14 protein-coding genes, 2 pseudogenes and 1 riboswitch are annotated in these 16,843 nt (G+C 60.5%); of the genes and pseudogenes, 9 read left to right on the forward strand and 7 right to left on the reverse strand.

From position 1 onward, the window contains the following. Positions 1–18 precede the first annotated feature (18 nt). The 6 genes from CCGE525_RS21230 to epmA all read right to left on the reverse strand — a co-directional run bounded on the left by CCGE525_RS21230 (position 19) and on the right by epmA (position 5,809). Entirely contained in the window at positions 19–978 is a 960-nt protein-coding gene (locus CCGE525_RS21230) for a DUF1839 family protein (RefSeq protein ID WP_120706537.1), read from the reverse strand. 8 nt (positions 979–986) lie between these two features. Further along, positions 987–1,895: an amino acid--[acyl-carrier-protein] ligase gene (locus CCGE525_RS21235; protein WP_120706021.1), complete on the reverse strand. Its 909-nt coding sequence runs from the start codon at positions 1,893–1,895 to the stop codon at positions 987–989. A 5-nt stretch (positions 1,896–1,900) separates the two neighbouring features. Then, positions 1,901–3,088, reverse strand: a complete 1,188-nt coding sequence (locus tag CCGE525_RS21240) for an acyl-CoA dehydrogenase family protein (protein ID WP_120706022.1) — start codon at positions 3,086–3,088, stop codon at positions 1,901–1,903. After that, positions 3,088–3,339 (reverse strand): acyl carrier protein, encoded by a 252-nt coding sequence (locus tag CCGE525_RS21245; RefSeq protein ID WP_120706023.1) that lies wholly within the window; start codon positions 3,337–3,339, stop codon positions 3,088–3,090. The genes CCGE525_RS21240 and CCGE525_RS21245 overlap by 1 nt, the downstream gene beginning before the upstream one ends. Before the next feature lie 356 nt (positions 3,340–3,695). Beyond that, on the reverse strand, positions 3,696–4,748 hold the full coding sequence (locus CCGE525_RS21250) for a lysine-2,3-aminomutase-like protein (RefSeq protein ID WP_120706024.1): 1,053 nt from the start codon (positions 4,746–4,748) through the stop codon (positions 3,696–3,698). After that, positions 4,745–5,809 carry an EF-P lysine aminoacylase EpmA gene (epmA, locus tag CCGE525_RS21255; protein ID WP_120706025.1) on the reverse strand — a complete coding sequence of 355 codons (1,065 nt, stop codon included), beginning with the start codon at positions 5,807–5,809 and terminating at the stop codon, positions 4,745–4,747. Before epmA ends, CCGE525_RS21250 begins: the two co-directional genes overlap by 4 nt. 149 nt (positions 5,810–5,958) lie before the next feature. Here epmA and efp point away from each other — a divergent pair, with 149 nt between their 5' ends. Next, positions 5,959–6,528 (forward strand): elongation factor P, encoded by a 570-nt coding sequence (gene efp / locus CCGE525_RS21260; protein WP_120706026.1) that lies wholly within the window; start codon positions 5,959–5,961, stop codon positions 6,526–6,528. A 119-nt stretch (positions 6,529–6,647) separates the two neighbouring features. Here the strand turns inward: efp and CCGE525_RS21265 are convergent. Continuing rightward, positions 6,648–8,509: pseudogene (locus CCGE525_RS21265) on the reverse strand (ABC transporter ATP-binding protein/permease). A gap of 168 nt (positions 8,510–8,677) precedes the next feature. On the opposite strand from CCGE525_RS21265, the gene CCGE525_RS21270 reads away from it, so the two are divergent. From CCGE525_RS21270 to nagA, 8 genes and pseudogenes are all read left to right on the forward strand, one after another. After that, positions 8,678–9,520, forward strand: a complete 843-nt coding sequence (locus CCGE525_RS21270; protein ID WP_120706027.1) for an AAA family ATPase — start codon at positions 8,678–8,680, stop codon at positions 9,518–9,520. After that, positions 9,520–9,941: pseudogene (locus CCGE525_RS21275) on the forward strand (NUDIX hydrolase). Before CCGE525_RS21270 ends, CCGE525_RS21275 begins: the two are co-directional and overlap by 1 nt. An 81-nt stretch (positions 9,942–10,022) precedes the next feature. Then, positions 10,023–10,100, forward strand: a riboswitch (SAM riboswitch). A gap of 47 nt (positions 10,101–10,147) precedes the next feature. After that, positions 10,148–11,074 (forward strand): homoserine O-acetyltransferase MetA, encoded by a 927-nt coding sequence (metA, locus tag CCGE525_RS21280; RefSeq protein WP_120706028.1) that lies wholly within the window; start codon positions 10,148–10,150, stop codon positions 11,072–11,074. Positions 11,075–11,076: 2 nt separating this feature from the next. Beyond that, positions 11,077–12,264 carry a vWA domain-containing protein gene (locus CCGE525_RS21285; RefSeq protein WP_120706029.1) on the forward strand — a complete coding sequence of 396 codons (1,188 nt, stop codon included), beginning with the start codon at positions 11,077–11,079 and terminating at the stop codon, positions 12,262–12,264. A 351-nt stretch (positions 12,265–12,615) separates the two neighbouring features. After that, positions 12,616–13,641: an aldose epimerase family protein gene (locus tag CCGE525_RS21290; protein ID WP_120706030.1), complete on the forward strand. Its 1,026-nt coding sequence runs from the start codon at positions 12,616–12,618 to the stop codon at positions 13,639–13,641. A gap of 226 nt (positions 13,642–13,867) precedes the next feature. Further along, a complete protein-coding gene (locus CCGE525_RS21295; protein WP_120706031.1) occupies positions 13,868–14,641 on the forward strand; it encodes a GntR family transcriptional regulator in 774 nt (257 codons plus the stop codon). Further along, positions 14,638–15,669 carry an SIS domain-containing protein gene (locus tag CCGE525_RS21300; protein WP_120706032.1) on the forward strand — a complete coding sequence of 344 codons (1,032 nt, stop codon included), beginning with the start codon at positions 14,638–14,640 and terminating at the stop codon, positions 15,667–15,669. The genes CCGE525_RS21295 and CCGE525_RS21300 overlap by 4 nt, the downstream gene beginning before the upstream one ends. Continuing rightward, positions 15,669–16,826: an N-acetylglucosamine-6-phosphate deacetylase gene (gene nagA / locus CCGE525_RS21305; protein WP_120706033.1), complete on the forward strand. Its 1,158-nt coding sequence runs from the start codon at positions 15,669–15,671 to the stop codon at positions 16,824–16,826. The genes CCGE525_RS21300 and nagA overlap by 1 nt, the downstream gene beginning before the upstream one ends. The last annotated feature ends 17 nt before the right edge of the window (positions 16,827–16,843 follow it).

Genomic DNA, 16,843 nt, shown 5'->3' on the forward strand with positions numbered 1-16,843 from the left:
GGACAGGTTCATGTGCGACTAAAGCTTTTGTTCAAGCAGCCTCATCATGGAATCCCATGCATCTGCGGCCGGATCAAGGGCTGTCAGCAGCGGCTCGAATTTCTTGCGCGTTATGGCGCGGGCAAGCTGGAACTGCACCGATTTCGCCACCTCCGAAATTCGCCGCGCCTCACCGGCCGCCTCGGAAAAATCTGCCGATAGCCAATCGAGATGACTGCCCGCCAGCTCGAAATTGGCGCCGAGCTGGCGCAGCGTATTGAAGGCATATTTATGGAAGAAGCCGAAGGGCCGTTCGGCCACCGCTTCCACCTGCGCCGGAAAACCCGCTGCAAAGGCACGGACGGGATTGGAGGTGGGGCGACGGCGGAAATGGAAGGCCAGAAGTTGCCGGGATGTCTGCCGGATGGCAGCCTCGCCAGGCACCTTCTCAGGAAACTTCGCGAACTCCGTATAGGGCAGGAAGGGCAGATCGTCTTCCGTCAGATGCAGTTGGAACAGCCCGTCGAAATCCTCGCCCGACAGCCTGAAGAAGCCGCCATTGTGGAAATAGTCGAGCTCACGGCCCGCCATATTCAAGCTGTTGACGGCGACGGTCGTCTTGCCGTGCTCGCGGCGATAGCCGACGCCCTGCGTGTCGGGCATGTAGAAGGAATCCATCTCGACCAGGCAGAGCCGGCCGCGGCCGATCTGCTCGGCGACATGGCTCTGGATCTTGTCATAGATCGCAAGCTCGGTGCAGCGGACGCCGTAGAGCGCCTCGAGGTCTTCGAGCGGCACCTTGAAGAAGGTGAACTGATCGCCCTCGAAATCCTGGCCCATGGTGAAGCCAAGCATGGCTTCCGGCGGCAGCTTCAGGCTTGCCAGTACTTCGATCCAGAGATCGATGTAGCAATTGGTTTCCGGCCACATGCGCTCGCTGTCGTGCAACGCATGGGGCTTGTAGGCGATGGGATCGAGTCCTGCGAATACGGCAGCCATGGAGACGATCAGCCCCACAGCGCCTTGCGCACGCTCTCCGGCCATTCCTTGACGTCAAGACCGTGGGTGTGGAACAGCGCCAGCGCGATGCGCTCCAGGCCAAAGCCGACACAGGCCGTATGGACGACACTGCCGTCCTCGAAGTTTAGTCCCCACTTCGTGCCGAAGGCATCCTGGTGGTAGTTGAAGCTCATGCAGGCTGTCGGCTTGGCGGTCGAGGTGATCGGGATCAGCAGCTCGAACTTCAGGTTCTGATCGCGCTGGTTGTTGGCAAGCATCTTGCCCGCACGGCCGAAGAAGGGATCGTTGGCGACGTCGATGGCGACGTCGAGACCGACGGCCTTCATCATCTCAACACCGCGATCCATCCAGCTCTGGCGGAAATCCGTCACATGCTTTTCGCTGCCCATGCAGACATATTCGCGCATGCGGAAGAGCTGCTGGCGGGCCGGATCCTTGGAGGGCTCGTGGCGGAAGCAATAGGACTGCAGGTCGAAGAGTGCACCATCATCAGGCAATGCGCCGCGCTTGGCGACCGTCGGATAAAGCGGGTAGCAGGCCGCCGGCGTCAGCACGATGTCGGTCGCTTCCTGATCCTTCGTCCAGTCCTCGCCGACCTCCATGCATTTCAAGAGGCTCATGTGATCCAGCTCGCTGCCGCAGAAGCTGTGCACGGTGCCGGCAAGCTGCGGGAAGCTCTTCATGTAGCCGCTCTTTTCGAAGAAGGCGCGGTTCATGCCGGGCGGAAAGCGAATGGCTTCGGCTCCATCGGCGCCGCCGAACTTGTCGATCAGCCTCTCGAAAGCGGCGATGACATCTTCGAACTGGCCGCTGCGGCCATAGAGACCGTCGACACCGGTGTCGATCAGAAGACCGGATTCGAAAAGGCGGTCGAGAAACGAGGTCTGCATATCCATGACGATTATCCCAATAGGCTGGTATCTTGTTTGTGGACGAGCAGCATGGTCGACGTATTGCCGAGAATGCGGTCGTTCGAGATCATCAGTTGAGCGGAATGGGCGTCGCGCAGGTGACGGCCGAGGCTGTAGGGCGTCCCATTCTTGTAGCCCATGATGCCGCAGATCAGCATGGCGTGGTTGATGATCGGCAGGATCATCTCCGACGATGCGATCTTGACATTGTTCATGGCGACGGCGAAGGCCATCGAGGAGAGTCGGTCGGCATCGACCTTGGCCTCTTCATAGATTTTCAGGCCGGCGACGACGTTCGATTTGACCATCTGCAACAGGCTTGAAACTTCCGCGAGCCGCAACGCGCCGGGCGGCTGCGTGCCGGGCGACTTGCGGGCCGCGGCGCGCACGAATGCCTGGGCGCGGGCCACCGCATCGGCCGCGATGCCATACCAGACGCCGCTCCAGAGCAGATGCGAGCTTGCCAGCATCGACTGCGCAGCAATCTCGGCGAACGGTTTCGGCAAGATCTGCACCGCCGGCGCTTCGCCTTTGAACAGGAAGCCGTCGGAGCAGGTACCGCGCATGCCGAGCGTGTTCCACTCGATGGTGCGCTCCAGCGTGTATTGGTCCTTCAGGAAGACCGTCATCACCTGATCGGAAGAGGCCGCCTCGGCATGGCTGCGCGAGGTGATGAGAATCGCGTCGGCATGGGCGCCGTAGGAAATGACCGTCGCGTCCTTCTCCAGGAAGCAGCGGTCGCCTTCCACCTTGATGGCGCAAATGCTGTTGCGGAGATTGCCGCCGATACCGCCTTCCGTCGTCGCCGAGGCCAGCAGAAGCTGTTCCTTGGCAATACGGCGCATAAATTCGCGGTGCCATTCGCTGCCGGCGCCGTGCTCGACCAGGCTCGATAGCTTGATCTGATGCATGGCGAAAACCATGGCGCTCGCCGCACAGGCCTGGCCAAGGATCGAGCAGAGCTCGGCTATTTCGGTTGTCGACGCACCCTCGCCGCCAAGATCGGCGGGAATCTGGATCGACAGCAGCCTCTCGGCACGCATCGCATCAACAGCCTCGCGCGGGAACCGGCCTTCGGAGTCCACTGCATCAGCATATTTGCCGGCGATTGCCGCGACACGGGCGGCACGCACCGCGGCTGCGTCTCCGGCTTCAACCAAAGCGACCGACATGTTCATCAGGCAACCTTTCGGCCATCCAGGATCATGCCGACCGTCTTTTCGATGGCGGCGATGCTGGCAAAAGATTTGCGGTTCAGCAGATTGTCGGGAAACTCGATGTCGAAAGCCTCTTCGATGCCGAGCATGAGTTGCACCGACGCAAAGGAAGACAGCCCCGCCGCATAGAGATCGGCATCATCGGCAATCTGATCCATCGTGACGGGGAGCGCACCAAACTTGGCCAGCAAATCGCGAATCGTCTCATTCATTCCGTAGTCCCTCCAGGCAATCGTAAACACGACGGCAGTAACACCACCCTATCCTGAGCCGAGAAGTAACAGGGAAAATAGAACATTCCGCTAAGCGACGTGGTAAATATAACTAGGATATACTTAGCAATAAAATCTTATATTTTAGAGTTATCTGAATAAAATTTACAATTTTTAAGCCATATAACGTGTCGTTTCCAGGATAATATCTTATGAGCCTAAAATTTGTACGAAATGATGCGCGGAAGAATGAGACTTGGCAGCAAGGTTAACGTGCCAAATTTTCCAGCAAAATTCATTTACAAAAGCGACGCCATATACATCCTGAAGTGGCAGAAACGGGTATGGAGCAGACCCTATCTCTCGGGCGGATAGACATGTGCGCCGCCGCGATAATCCGAGATGGAATAGCAGCCTTCGCCGAGCTCGCGGAGGGCGTTTCTGCCGATGTCCGCCTTGCCATGGCCCCCCGGAATATCGAGGACGTAGGTGGGCTGGCAGAGGCCGGAAATGCGGCCGCGCAATGCCGCGACGATCTCCCGTCCCTCCGCTATCGTCAGGCGAAAATGGCTGGTGCCGGGGGCAAGATCGGGGTGATGCAGGTAATAGGGCTTGACCCGCGTCTCGACGAAAGCCTTCATCAGCGCTGCCAGCACATCGGGATCGTCGTTGACGCCCTTCAGCAGCACGGACTGGCTGATCAGGACGATGCCGCCATTGATGAGCCGGGCGCAAGCGTCACGCGCCTCGGCGGTCAGCTCGCGCGGATGGTTGGCATGCAGCGCCACATAAGCCGTCTTGCCGCTCGCCTTCAGTGCCGTAATCAGCGCTTCATCGACCTTCAGCGGATCGACGACGGGTACACGGGTATGAAACCGGACGATCTTCACATGTTCGATATCGGCGAGCGCCCTTAGTATCTCCTCCAGCCGGCGAGGCGACAGCACCAGCGGATCGCCGCCCGTCAGGATGACTTCCCAGATCTCCCGGTGATCGCGGATATAGGCAAAGGCGGCATCGAGTGCCGCTGCATCCAGCGTCCCAAGCCCCTGCGGCCCGACCATCTCGCGACGGAAACAGAAGCGGCAATAGACCGGGCAGACATGCACCGCCTTCAGCAGCACGCGATCGGGATAGCGATGAACGATGCCTTCGACGGGACTATGGGCATGATCGCCGATCGGATCGGCTCGCTCTTCCGGTGTGATCATGAGTTCGGCTAGGTCCGGCACGAATTGCCGGGCTATGGGATCGGCGGGATCGGCGCGGTCGATCAGCTTTGCCATAGCAGGCGTGAGCGCAATGGCATAACGATCCGACACCGCCTCCAGCGAAAGAGCTTCACCGGCGTCGATCAGACCGGCTTGTTCGAGGTCGTCGACATTTCTGATCGGACGCATCACATTCATGAACCAAACTCCGAAACCGGCGCCCAGAGCACCTGTTCGATCCGCGATGCGCCGGTCGCCAGCATCACCAGCCGGTCGAAGCCGAGCGCTATGCCGCTTGCTTCCGGCATGACGGCAAGAGCTTCAAGAAATTCCTCGTCCAGCGGATAGGTCTCGCCATAGATGCGCTCTTTTTCGGCCATCTCGATCTTGAATCGCCGCCGCTGTTCGTCGGCATTGGTGAGTTCGCCGAAAGCATTGGCGAGCTCCACGCCGCAAGCATAGAGCTCGAAACGCTCGGCGACACGATGATCGCGCGCCGAAGGCCGGGCAAGGGCGGCTTCCGAAACCGGATATTCGTCGAGGATCGTCACCCGGCCGAAGCCGAGATAGGGCTCGACCTTCTCGACCAGCACGCGGCTGAAAAGATCGGGCCAGTGATCGTCCTTTGCAACGCGCATGCCGATGCGCCGCATCTCGCCTGCCAGATGCTCGCGATCCGTCGATCCGTCGAGGCCGATCGACCCGAACAGATCGATCCCGGCATAACGTTCGAAGGCGGCACCGACGCTGATGCGCTCTGGCGCAAGGAACGGATCGGTTTCGGCACCGCGATAGCTGAGTTTCTTTGCCCCTACCGTCTTTGCCGCCAGCGCCAGCAGCGCGGCACAATCGGCCATCAGTGCCTCGTAGGTTTCCCCCGCGCGATACCATTCCAGCATGGTGAATTCCGGATGGTGCAGCGGCCCCCGCTCGCGGTTGCGATAAACATGGGCGAAACAGGCGATTCGCTCCTCGCCGGCAGCCAGCAGCTTCTTGCAGGCAAACTCCGGCGAGGTGTGGAGATAAAAAGGCGCCTTCTGGCCATCCGTCGTCAGCGCCTCGGTCGCGAAGGCATGAAGATGCGCCTCATTGCCCGGCGACACCTGCAGCGTCGGCGTGTCGACTTCGATGAAATCATTGCGGATGAAGAACTGACGGAGCGCCGCCTGGATGGCATTGCGGCCAATGAGGAACGGCCGCCGGTCCGCGTGGACGGTGCGGGTCCACCAGGGGGACGCTTTGCTGCTTGTTGGCTCCATTGCACGCTTTCTTCTCGGGATCGCCAGGGTTGGGGGTGGCTATTTCTGCTGATTTAGGGTAGTTGCGCCCCAAGCAAACAATAGCTGCGTCTCGAGGTGTATTTCGACAGTCCTCTACGACGCGACAAGCCGAGTTACAAGGAAGTCTTATGGTCAAGGTCATCGCCTCTTCAGTCCGCAAGGGCAACGTTCTCGACGTCGACGGCAAGCTCTACGTCGTTCTCACCGCTCAGAACTTTCATCCGGGCAAGGGCACGCCGGTTACCCAGGTTGACATGCGCCGCATCGTCGACGGCGTGAAGGTGTCTGAGCGCTGGCGCACCACCGAGCAGGTCGAGCGCGCCTTCGTTGAAGACGTGAACTTCCAGTACCTGTACGAAGACGGCGAAGGCTTCCACTTCATGAACCCGGCCACCTACGATCAGGTCGTCGTCGACGTCGAAACCATGGGTGACCAGAAGGCCTATCTCCAGGAAGGCATGACCTGCGTCCTGTCGATCCACGAAGGCGTTCCGCTGGCCATCGAACTGCCGCGCCACGTCACGCTGGAAATCACCGAAACGGAACCGGTCGTGAAGGGCCAGACGGCTTCGTCCTCCTACAAGCCCGCCATGCTGGCGAACGGCGTGCGCACCATGGTTCCGCCGCACATCAATGCCGGCACCCGCGTCGTCATCGCCACGGAAGACAATTCCTATGTCGAACGCGCCAAAGACTGAGTGATCGGCCTATCGTTTTGCGGGAAACGCCCTGTCCTTGCGGATGGGGCGTTTTTTGTTTGGGTAACGATCGGGTAAGCGTTTCGGCACTACGACGACGTGCCTGACATCGCCGCAAACTACCGCGATGGTGCATTCGCCTTCTTGGGGGTCGCGTCCGGTACCGCTGCCGCCGGCGGCACAGCTGCAGCGACGACCTCTTCGTGCTCTTCGGACGACACCAACGCCTGAAGATGCAGGACGCGCGGCGACATCGCCTGGATATAGGCTTCCGAACGGCCGATATAGACCACGGTGGCGTCGGTGAATTCCGTCAGCAGCGCCGAGAACTTGGTCTGCATATCCGGCTCCAGCCCCTCCATGACTTCGTCGAGGATGATCCATTTCGGCTTCGACAGCAGCAGATGCGCGAAGGCGACGGCCCTTTGCTCGTCATTGTCTAAAAGCCGATCCCAGCGGGCCTGCGTATCGAGCCGGCTCTTCAATCGGCCGAGGCCGACCTTGTCCATCGCGGCTTCCACTGCGGCATCGTCATAGGCATCCCGATCCTCGGGAAAGCAGATCGCTTCGCGCAGCGTGCCGCCCGGCACATAGGGCGTATGCGGCATGAACAACATGTCTTCCATCGGCGGCAGGCTGATCTTGCCGGAGCCGCAATTCCATTGATGCGCCAGCGACTGGAACAGCAATCTGCGGTTCACGCCATGATCGCCGTTGACCATGATGTGTTCGCCGGCGGTGATCGTCACCGTGCCCTCGCGGATACGGAAGCCGTTCTCGATGGCATCCTCGCTGGTCTTGGTGGAAATCTCCATGTCGGTCCAGGCCATCGTGCCCGGCGCAGCCTGATCGAAAGCGATAGTGTGCGGCATGACCGTGCCGTCATCCATCTCCGTCAGCGCCTGACGGAAATCGGTGACGCGCATCAGCGTGGCGCGCCATTCGGCGATCGGGCCGAAATTGGCGACATACCAGCGCAAAGCGGAATTGACCTGATTGAAGGCACCGACCGCCACCATCAACTGGCCGAAGGTCAATCCACCGGAGAAATAGGCAGGCGCGGCCACCAGGATCGGAATGATCAGCACCAGCCAGCCATAACCGGCCGAGACCCAGGTCAGATTGGTATTGGCAATGGCAAGCTGGCGGATAACGGCGAGCACGGCTGAGATGTCGACATTGATCCGCCGGCGCTCGTTCTCCTCGCCGCCAGCAATGGTGATCGCCGGCATATGTTCGTTGGCATGCATCAGCGCAAAGCGCAGCTCGGCTTCCTTGGAATAACGGTCGGCATTCAGCCGCACCAGCCGGCGGCCGACGAATTGGCTCAGGAACGAGGCCGAACCGGCATAGAGGATCGCCGCCCAGACCATATATCCGGGGATGGAAAAGCTCATGCCTTTGAAATTGAAGACCATGCCGCTGGACAGTTCCCACAGCACGCCGATGAAGCTGAGCAGCAGGATCGTTGCCTGCACCAAGCCGATCGCCAGTCCTGTCGTGCTTTCGGCGAGATTGCGTGCATCCTCGTGCAGACGCTGGTCCGGGTTGACGCCGATCAGGCCGGAGGAAGCAAGACGGAGAGCACGCTTGGCCTGCAGCCATTGGTCGACCAGATCACGCGCCAGGCCCTCGCGCATGTAGAGCGCGGCCATCTGGTTAAGCCAGGCCTGCACGACGTTGAGGACCAAAAGCAGGCCGGCAATGATGCCGAAGACGCCGAGCTGATGGAAGAACGCGCCGGTATCGCGCCGCGCCAGCGAATCATAAAAGGCGCATTCCAGTTGTTGAGCAGGACCTGGACATAGGCCGTGACCAAGATAATCGCGAACAACGCAATCGTAAGAGAAATAATCTTGACGCGAACGGCGGAATTCCAAAAGGCGGAAACCATCATCCGCAGCCGATAGAGAACACTCAAATCGTAACCGACCTGATCAGCTCCCCGGATATTCGGCTTGGCTTGCGTTTCAACTGCCATCAACACTTCCCTGCAACGCACTTAATCCTCAGTTAATCATGACCCGCTCACATGTCCATCCATGCGATACATCAGCGTGATCACGTTCGGTATATACACCGTTTCACGCCTTGAACCGAGTAAGGCCAAGGACTAGCTTGCGCCCCAAAGATTGATGAAAGCCTTCCAATGCAATTTCAGGGAACCGCAGACTATATCGCCGACAAGGATTTGATGGTCGCTGTCAACGCCGCCATTCGGCTGGAACGGCCACTTTTGGTGAAGGGCGAACCTGGTACCGGCAAGACGGAACTGGCCCGTCAGGTCGCCTCAGCCCTCGGTCTCGACCTCATCGAATGGAATATCAAATCGACCACCAAGGCGCAGCAGGGCTTGTACGAATATGACGCAGTCTCGCGCCTGCGCGACAGCCAGCTGGGTGATGCACGCGTCAACGACGTCAGGAACTACATCCGGCAAGGCAAGCTCTGGCAGGCCTTTACGGCAGCGGAGAAATGCGTGCTGCTGATCGACGAGATCGACAAGGCGGACATCGAATTCCCGAATGATCTTCTGCAGGAACTCGACCGCATGGAGTTCCACGTCTACGAAACCGGCGAAACGATCCACGCCGCCGTCAGGCCGATCGTCATCATTACCTCCAACAATGAAAAGGAACTGCCGGACGCCTTTCTGCGCCGCTGCTTCTTCCACTATATCCGCTTCCCCGATGTTGAAACGCTGACGCGCATTGTCGAGGTGCACTATCCCGGCATCAAGCAGACGCTGGTGCGGGCCGCACTCACTCAGTTCTTCGAAATCCGCGATGTACCTGGGCTCAAGAAGAAACCCTCGACTTCCGAAGCGCTCGACTGGATTCGCCTCCTTGTTGCCGACGACGTCGATCCGGCCACCTTGCGCGGGGACGCAAAGAGCGCCCTGCCGAAGCTGCATGGGGCCTTGCTGAAGAATGAGCAGGACGTCCATCTTTTCGAACGCCTAGCCTTTATGGCGCGCGGGCAAGGGAAATGATGCAGCCGGATGCCGTGAAGGTCTTGATCTACGCGCTGAGCGGCCGGTGCTTGCTGGTATTCGATGAACCCGATTTTCCTCCGTCGAACTGCAGATTCCCGGCGGCACCGTAGAACCCGGTGAGGATGTTGCGATCGCGGCAGCGCGCGAATTCGAGGAAGAGACCGGTTTTGCGCCGGATGAACTGCATCCACTCGGCGTTCACGAGTATCGGTTCGAAAAGGACGGGCGCGAACACCATCACCAACGACACTATTTCCGCTGCCGCATCTCCGCGATGGCGCCCGCCACGTGGCTCCATTACGAAATGACGCCGTTCGGCGGCGGCGATCCGATTGGCTTCCGCTTCTTCTGGCTGCCGATCGAGGACGCCAAGCAGCGCCTGGGCTATGGTATGCAGGCGCTTCTTGAATATCTGTAAGTAACAACCGACATCAGGGCGCGGCCGCCAGCCTTCCTTCAACGCTTGCCCCATTGACCCGCCGGGGTAGCAGGTCTATTGAAATCCTCCCGTGGTGATTTGGCCGGCCGGCTTGCAGCCACGTTAAAAAAGTCGCTAAAGGGCCGCGTGCGGACCGGTAGCGATTCTTATCGCGGCCGGTTTTTTGTTTTTAGTGGTGTAAAAAGATGCCCATCAAGATTCCCGATACGCTGCCCGCGTTCGAAGCCCTCCAGAGCGAAGGCGTGCGGGTGATGACCGAAACGGTGGCGATCCGTCAGGATATCCGCCCCCTTCAGATCGGGCTTCTCAATCTCATGCCGAACAAGATCAAGACTGAGGTGCAGATGGCGCGCCTTGTCGGCGCTTCGCCGCTGCAGGTGGAATTCTCGCTGATCCGCGTCGGCGGCCACAGGGCCAAGAACACGTCGGAAGAGCATCTGCTCGCCTTCTACCAGACCTGGGAGGAGGTGAAGCACCGCAAGTACGACGGCTTCATCATCACCGGCGCACCGATCGAGCTGCTGGATTATGAGGAGGTTACCTACTGGGACGAGATGCAGCAAATCTTCGACTGGACGGCGACCAATGTCCACTCGACGATGAACGTCTGTTGGGGCGCGATGGCGGCAGCCTACCATTTTCATAGTGTGCCGAAATATACGCTGAAGGAGAAAGCCTTCGGCGTCTATCGCCACCAGAACCTGAAGCCGTCCTCGGTCTATCTCAACGGTTTCTCCGATGATTTCGCCATTCCGGTCTCGCGCTGGACGGAAGTGCGCCGCGCCGACATCGAAAAGGTGCCGGGACTGCAGATCCTGATGGAATCCAGCGAGATGGGCGTCTGTCTGGTCCACGAGCAGGCCTGCAACCGTCTCTACATGTTCAATCACGTGGAGTATGATTCGACCTCGCTGGCGGACGAATATTTTCGGGACGTGAATGCGGGCGTGCCGATCAAGATGCCGCACAATTATTTCCCGCATAACGACCCGGAAATCCCGCCGCAGAACCGCTGGCGCAGCCATGCGCATCTGTTCTTCGGCAACTGGATCAACGAAATCTACCAGACGACGCCCTATGATCTCGAGGAGATCGGCCAAGAGAGGTTCTAAGCTTGTTCATTCCCTTCTTCCTGAAGCTGAAGGAAGCGAAGGTTCCGGTGACGCTCCGGGAATTCCTGTCGCTTCTGGAGGGGATGGAAGAAGGGATCGCCGATTACGACGTCGAGGCCTTCTATTATCTGGCCCGCGCGGCACTGATCAAGGACGAGCGCTTCATCGACCGCTTCGACCAGGTCTTCGCCGACTACTTCCGTGGTGTCGAGGCAGTGGGTGGCGATATGGAGCCGGCCGAGGCGGTTGCCATCCCCGAGGAATGGCTGCGCAAGCTCGCCGAAAAGCATCTGACGGACGAGGAAAAGAAGCTGGTCGAGGCGCTCGGCGGCTTCGAAAAACTGATGGAGACGCTGCGTGAGCGTCTTGCCGAGCAGAAGGGCCGGCACCAGGGCGGCTCGAAATGGATCGGCACGGCGGGCACCTCGCCGTTCGGCGCGCATGGCTACAATCCCGAAGGCGTGCGCATCGGCCAGGAGACATCCCATCACCGTAAAGCAGTGAAGGTCTGGGACCGTCGCGAATTTCAAAATCTCGACGACAGCGTCGAGCTCGGCACCCGCAATATCAAGGTGGCGCTGAAACGGCTCCGCCGCTGGGTGCGCGAAGGAGCGGCCGAAGAGCTCGACCTTTCCGGCACGATCCGTTCCACCGCCGAACATGGCTATCTCGACGTCCAGACCCGGCCGGAGCGGCGCAATGCCGTTAAACTGCTGATGTTCTTCGATGTCGGCGGCTCGATGGACGATCATATCCGCGTTGTCGAGGAGCTATTCTCGGCGGCGCGCGCCGAATTCCGGCACATGGAGTATTTCTATTTCCACAACTGCCTCTACGAAGGCGTGTGGAAGGACAATCGCCGCCGGCGTGTCGATGCCACCGCAACGACCGATCTGATCCGCACCTTCGGGCCTGACTACCGCGTCGTCTTCGTCGGCGACGCCTCGATGAGCCCCTATGAGGTCACCCATCCCGGCGGCTCGGTTGAACACTGGAACAGGGAGGCCGGCGAGGTCTGGCTCAGCCGCATCACCGGCCATTTCCGCAAATGCGTCTGGCTCAATCCCGTGCAGGAAGGCTATTGGAGCCACACCACTTCGATCTCCATCATCCGCCGCCTGCTTGCCGACCGGATGTACCCACTGACCCTCGGCGGTCTGGAGAAGGCGACGAGGGAATTGTCGCGTTAGCAGCAGGCACTTTTGCCCTTAGCCCCTCACCCCGACCCTCGCCCCGCTCACGGGGAGAGGGAGTTCGACAGCGCCCGAAACTTTCACCGCAAACCGATCGGCCAATCGTCTGGCACGGTCGTCCCCTCTCCCCGCAAGCGGGGAGAGGGCTAGGGTGAGGGGCCGGCATAGGAGAATGCACCGGCCTGTCGTACGCATTGCACACTTCCGGCGCAGTGTGGCAACTCCGAAGCCAAACCGAGGCTTGATCGACCGTCGGTCGCCCCTAAATTTCGCAATCGAACGATTGCAGATCACTGCGAATGGGGGCAGGGTCAGGCCTCGAATTTTCAATAGGAATGGATAGCTGATATGACGGACAATGGTTTGGAACGCGAAGTTTTCGGAACGACAGCGAGTGGGGAGACGGTCTATCGCGTCAAGATCGTCGGCGGCGGCCTGATGGCCCACATCATGACCTGGGGTGCCGTCATCCAGGATCTGCGCCTGGACGGTCACGGCCCTGCCCTTCTGCTCGGCTTCGATAACTTCGCCGACTATCCCGCTCATTCCTCCTATTTCGGCGCCACGCCCGGCCGCTGTGCCAACCGCATCGGCGCCGGCCACTTCACATTGGACGGCAAGGAATATCAGCTCGAACTCAACGAAAAAGGCGTCACCCATCTGCACGGCGGCAAGGACAATATCGCCAAGCGCAACTGGACGATCGTCGAACATGCCGCCGACCGTGTCGTGCTGAAGATCGTCGATCCTGACGGGCGCGCCGGCTATCCCGGCAATTGCACGATCCAGGCGACCTATTGGGTGCATGGCAACGGCGAATTCTCGATCACCTACGAATCGACCACCGATAAGCCGACGCTCGCCAATGTGTGCCAGCACGCCTATTTCAACCTCGATGGCCGCGACGACGCGCTCGGCCACGACATCATGATCGCCGCCGATCACTATACGCCGACCGACGAGAAGCAGGTGCCGACAGGCGAGGTTCGCCCTGTTGCCGGCAGCGTTTTCGATTTCCGCGAAATGGCACCGATGAAGCGCTTCGATGGAGCCGAACAGGCGCTCTACGATCATAATTTCTGCCTGTCTTCCGAACGCACCGCCAAGCGCTCGGTGGTGCTGGCGCGCAGCGTCAATTCCGGCGTCTCGCTGGAAGTGCGCACAACCGAACCCGGCGTACAGTTTTATGCCGGTTTCAAGCTCGATGTTCCCGTTCCCGGTCATGACGGCCGCAAGATCGGCCCCTTTGCAGGTTTCTGCCTGGAAACCCAGGTCTGGCCGGATGCCATCAACCATGAGGGCTTCCCGAACGCCGTTCTTCGTCCCGGCGAAGTGCTGCGACAGGAAACGGATTACATCTTCACCAAAAATTGAGCTGAAGGCACCCCATCCCGGAATTGTCGGCGAGTAACATTCCGCTTTCAGGTGGGAACACTTGAAAGCGGATAAAATGCCCTAAATCCAAAAGACTAAAGCGACCTTTATGCGTTCCAATGGGCGCACGACGCTCTAGGCGCACATCGCGCCCAGCCAATTCGTTTTTGGCCTGCAGATAATTTCACCTTGCGAATTGGTTCTAAATAGGTTCTACAAAGGACCCATGGATAGAACCAGTTTAATCGCTGAGCTGAACAGCCGTGGTCTGCGCGACGAGGCCATGACCGGGCCGTTGTACAAACGCCTGGCACAGGCGCTGACCGGCCTTATCCAGGAAGGCCTGCTGAAAGCGGGAACGGCACTGCCGGGCGAGCGTGATCTGGCCGAGGCCTTGCAGGTCGGCCGCGTCACGGTCCGCACCGCCTATCGTGATCTGCTGGCCTCCGGTGCGATCGAGTCGCGTCATGGCAGCGGCACATTCGTGTCGGAGCGCGTCGAGCGTATCGAACAATCGCTCTGGCGCCTCTCCTCTTTCTCCGCCGATATGCGCTCACGCGGCCGCGAGCCGGCCGCAAAGATCCTGTCGCGTACCGTGAGCCCGCCCGCACCGGAAGAATCCTTCCTGCTCGGTCTCGGCCTGGATGAGCCGGTACTTAGGCTCGACCGCCTGCGCCTTGCGGACGGGCAGCCACTTGCGATCGAGCGCGCGGTCGTTCCGATCAAATTTCTGGGTGAGGATGCGGTTTCCGAAGGTTCGCTTTATGATGCACTGACTGCGAATGGCTTCAAGCCAGTCCGGGCTCTGCAGCGGCTGACGGCGGTGACGCTCGATCCGACCTCCGCGTCGATCCTCAACGTCAAGGCCGGCGCGCCGGCGCTTTTGATCGAACGTATTTCACGCCTGGAAGACCAGCGCGTCGTTGAATATACCCGCTCGCATTATCGCGGCGATGCTTATGATTTCGTTGCTGAATTGAGAATTGGAGATGACCTATGAGCGAGACCCAATCCCTGATGCTGACGGAGGCCGGCCAGTCGCCTGACGTGGTCGCGACCCTGCTCGAGAAGGAAAAACCCGTCTTTGCCGAAATCGCAAAGCTCTTCTCCTCCACCCGTCCCTCAATGATCACCACGGCGGCGCGCGGTTCTTCCGATCACGCCGCCACCTTCTTCAAATATCTCTTCGAAATCTCCCATGGCGTGCCCGTCGCCTCCGTCGGCCCTTCGATCGCCTCGGTCTACGGCGCTCCTCTCCACCTGAAGGGCGGCATCCACTTCACTGTATCGCAATCCGGCGGCAGCCCCGACATCGTCGCGCTGCAGGCGGCCGCTAAGCAGGGCGGCGCCACGACGATTGCCGTCGTCAACGTCACCGACAGTCCGCTCGCCAAGGAGGCCGACATCGTGCTCGGCCTCAATGCTGGCCCGGAAAAGAGTGTCGCTGCCACGAAATCCTTCATTGCCTCCGCCGCCGCACTTGCGGGCGTCACCGCAGCAATCTCGGGAGACCAGGCGCTTGCCGCCGGCCTCGCCAAATTGCCGGAAGCACTCGCTGCGACATCGGGGATCGACGGCAAGGCGGCCGAAGACGTGCTCTTCAATGCCTCATCGCTTTACACCGGCGGCCGCGGACCGGCCTTCGCCATTGCGCTGGAGGCAGCGCTGAAGGCCAAGGAAACCTCCGGCCTGCATGCCGAAGCCTTTTCGCTCGCAGAATTGATGCATGGACCGATGCGGCTGGTTCAGCCGGGTTTCCCGATCGTCGCTTTCGCGCCGGACGATGCCGCCTTCGCCAACAATGCCAAGGCACTAGAGCGCCTGCAGAAGCTTGGCGCCACGGCCGTATCCTTCTCTACCGCCGCACTCCCCGGCATCAACCTGCGCATGCCCACCACCGGCAATGGTCTGCTGGACCCGCTGGTATCGCTGCTCTGCTATTACCGTCTTGCCGAGTCCGTGACCCGCCGCAAGGGTTTCGATCCGGACAAGCCGGCCAATCTTCTCAAGGTAACGGAGACCATGTGATGGACTACAAGGTCTTTACCGGCGCCCGCATCTTCGACGGCGAGCGCTTTCATGAGGATAGCGCGCTGGTGACGGGCAATGGCCGTGTACAGACCATCACCGCCGCCAACAATGTGCCCGGCAATGCCGAAGTGATCCGCCTTCAAGGCGGCGTGCTGTCCCCCGGCTTCATCGACGCACAGGTGAACGGCGGCGGCGGCCGCATGCTGAATGACGAGCCCTCTGCCGAATCCATGTATATGATCGCCGATGGGCATCGTCCCTATGGCACCACTGCGCTGCTGCCGACGCTGATCACCGATGTCGCTGCGGCAACGACGGCGGCGATCGAAGCGGCAACCGAAGCCGTCAAGGCCAACCGTGGCGTCGCCGGCCTGCATCTCGAAGGCCCGCATCTGGCGCCGGCCCGCAAGGGCGCGCATCTGGCCGAGCTGATGCGCCCCGTCGAAGACAGCGACGTCAAGACCTTCGTCCGCGCCCGCGAGGCGATCGGCACCCTGCTGATCACCATGGCGGCGGAGCAGGTCACCGAACGCCAGGTACAGGCGCTGAACGAAGGCGGCGTCATCGTCAGCATCGGTCACAGCGACAGCACGGCGGAGGCGGCCGATGCCCGCTTCGACGCCGGTGCCCGTGGCGTCACCCATCTCTTCAACGCCATGAGCCAGATGGGCCATCGCGCTCCGGGCCTCGTGGGGGCTGCGATCGACCATCCCGCGCCCTGGTGCGGCATCATCGCCGATGGCCACCATGTCGATCCGCGGGCGCTGCGCATCGCCCTTCGCGCCAAGCGCGGCGAAGGCCGGCTGTTCTTCGTCACTGACGCCATGTCGCTGGTCGGTACCGATCTTCCGAGCTTCACCTTGAACGGCCGCACCGTCTACCGCACCAAGGGTGGCTATTGCTCGAAGCTGACGCTCGATGACGGCACGCTCGCCGGCTCCGACGTCGATATGGCCTCGACGATCCGCTACGGCGTGAACGTCCTCGAATTGCCGCTGGCGGAAGCCTTGCGCATGGCGACGTCCTATCCGGCCCGCTTCCTGCGGCTCGCCGATCGTGGTCACCTGACGCCTGGCGCCCGCGCCGATCTCGTCCATATCAACGACGGCATCGAAGTCACCGGGACATGGATCTCGGGCCAGCCGTCAGCCTGAAACCGTAGAGAGGCACG

Source organism: Rhizobium jaguaris (genome assembly GCF_003627755.1).
Taxonomy (GTDB): Bacteria; Pseudomonadota; Alphaproteobacteria; order Rhizobiales; family Rhizobiaceae; genus Rhizobium; species Rhizobium jaguaris.